The sequence below is a fragment of the Oleiphilus sp. HI0128 genome, assembly GCF_001635365.1.
Window position 1 is genome coordinate 1 of sequence record NZ_LWGG01001068.1, and the last position, 2,493, is coordinate 2,493.

Sequence of the window (2,493 nt, forward strand, 5' to 3'; positions counted from 1 at the left end):
TATTAGTCTTACTGATATTTAAGCATAAAGCGCTCAGAACCCTGAGAAGTAGAGATGGCTTAGATCTAAATCAATTTCAGAGTCTTTATTTAGCTTGGCAGCACTAAAATTTCTCTAAAGCGCTTTAAAAACGACAATGAAAAAAGCATTATCCTATTAATAGAAAAATAGATTCGAGGTAGCTATGTCAGAATTCAAAGCAATTGATAACAAAGTTTTAGATGCCAAGCTTGTAGGGCCCTTAGCGCTGTTGCTGGGAAAGTGGCAAGGTGAAACAGGGATGGACATTGCACCGGAGCCCGACGGTGTTGAAGAAAACGCCTTCTATGAAACCTTGGAATTCAAACTCGTGGGTGATGTGAGTAATGCTGAAGAGCAAGACTTGGGCATTGTTCAGTACGAACAAATAGTTCGTCGCAAGCGCGATGACAAGCTAATTCATCATCAGCTAGGCTACTGGACTTGGGATGCTGAGAGCCAAACCATTTGTAATGGCTTTACGATTCCTCGTCGTGTCTCTCTGCTCGCTGGCGGTACAGTTGAATACATCAATAATAAGATGATTATTTTTGTTGAAGCAGAAAATGGCAGCGATACCTGGGGCATTACTGAAGCGGCGTTTATGAGGGAAAAAGCAAATACCAAGTCCTTCAGTCAAACATTGGAAGTGGAGGGGGATCGCTTGCATTATCAGCAAACAACTGTGGTTGATATCTATGGTGAGAGTGGCTTCGAACATACCGATGAAAATACCCTAACCAAGATATCTTAATCTGATCACTTTCTACCGTATCAAGTATTACTCCATGCCCGCGAAACTCCTTAAGAAGGGAGTTTCAAATTGGCCTAAAACGCTTTAGACTTGCACAAAATTTTTCTGCCGAGGCTCCTTATGAATCCCCATTATCCTAACTTGCTAGCCCCTCTCGATCTTGGTTTTACGACTCTAAAGAACCGCGTCATTATGGGTTCTATGCACACGGGCTTGGAAGACCGTTTTTATCATATCGATAAGCTGGCGGCTTTCTTTGCTGAAAGAGCTCGGGGTGGGGTGGGCCTGATGATTACGGGCGGTTTCTCTCCAAACCGCCGTGGTGAGCTTTTGCCTTTGGGCTCTAGAATGGATAATAAACTAACGGCTTTATTGCATCGTCGCGTTACCTCTGCAGTACATAACGAAGGCGGCAAGATATGTATGCAGCTTTTGCACGCTGGTCGTTATGGCTATACGCCTTACAGTGTTTCAGCAACAAATAAAAAATCCCCGATCACGCCTTTTAAACCGAGTAAGCTAAGCTCGAAGCAAATTGAGTCAACCATCAATGACTATGCTAATGCGGCCAAGATGGCACAGTTTGCTAATTATGATGGTATTGAGATCATGGCATCAGAAGGTTATTTGATTAACCAATTCTTGGCTGAACGAGTCAATACACGAACTGATAAATGGGGCGGCTCTGCAGAAAACCGCATGCGCTTTGCTATCGAAACAGTACGTCGTGTACGTGAGGCGGTTGGCGAGAAATTTATTATCGTTTACCGAATGTCGTTGATGGACTTAGTTGACGGCGGTCAGAGTTGGGATGAAATTGAGGTCTTGGCTAAAGAGATTGAAGCAGCTGGTGCTACCATTATTAACACTGGTATTGGTTGGCACGAAGCGCGTATCCCGACAATTGTTACCTCTGTGCCGCGTGCTGCATTTAGTTTTGCGACAGAAAAGCTTCGTAAGACAGTTTCAATTCCTGTGTGTGCTAGTAACAGAATTAATACGCCTGAGATTGCAGAAGATATTATCGAAAAGGGTGAGGCAGATTTAGTCTCTATGGCACGCCCTTTACTGGCTGACCCTTTCTTCGTATCGAAAGCCGAGGCGGGCAAAGGCGATGAAATCAATACTTGTATTGCATGTAATCAGGCATGTTTGGATCACACTTTTCAGATGAAAAGGGCGTCGTGCTTGGTGAATCCTCGAGCTTGTCATGAAACTGAGTTGAAATATTTGCCGACTCAGGACAAGAAGCGAGTTGCGGTTATCGGTGCGGGGCCAGCAGGCATGTCTGCTTCAACGGTATTGGCTGAGCGGGGTCATCAGGTGAGTTTGTTTGATGCAAGCGACAAGATTGGCGGGCAGTTTAACATTGCCAAGCAAGTGCCGGGCAAAGATGACTTTAATGAGACCATGCGCTACTTCGGTAAGATGATTGAAAAGTATGGCGTTGACCTTCGTTTGAATACTTGGGTTGAAGCCGAAGACCTCATCAAAGAGGGGTTTGATGAGGTGATTGTCGCCACGGGTATTTCTCCTCGAACGCCTCCAATTCCTGGTGTTGAACATCAAAAGGTTATGAGTTATCTGGATGTTTTGCGTGATAAAAAGCCTGTTGGTGAGAAAGTAGCCATAATTGGTGCAGGCGGTATTGGTTTTGATGTTGGTGAGTTCCTAGTTCATAAGCACGGAGAAACGCCAGAGGCCGAAAAGCAGCAGTGGTA

At 44.8% G+C, this 2,493-nt stretch carries 2 protein-coding genes; both read left to right on the plus strand.

What is annotated here, in order from left to right; all coding sequences use genetic code 11:
* The first annotated feature begins 184 nt into the window (after window positions 1–184).
* A complete protein-coding gene (locus A3763_RS18240) occupies window positions 185–772 on the plus strand; it encodes a heme-binding beta-barrel domain-containing protein (protein WP_068514756.1) in 588 nt (195 codons plus the stop codon).
* 120 nt (window positions 773–892) lie between these two features.
* On the plus strand, window positions 893–2,493 hold a 1,601-nt coding region (locus tag A3763_RS18245), incomplete at its 3' end, for a 2,4-dienoyl-CoA reductase FMN-binding domain-containing protein (protein WP_082880506.1).

What these genes read in the sequence shown, in the direction of transcription:
- A3763_RS18240 (WP_068514756.1), top strand. Translation starts at nt 185, where the DNA reads ATGTCAGAATTCAAAGCAATTGATAACAAAGTTTTAGATGCCAAGCTT.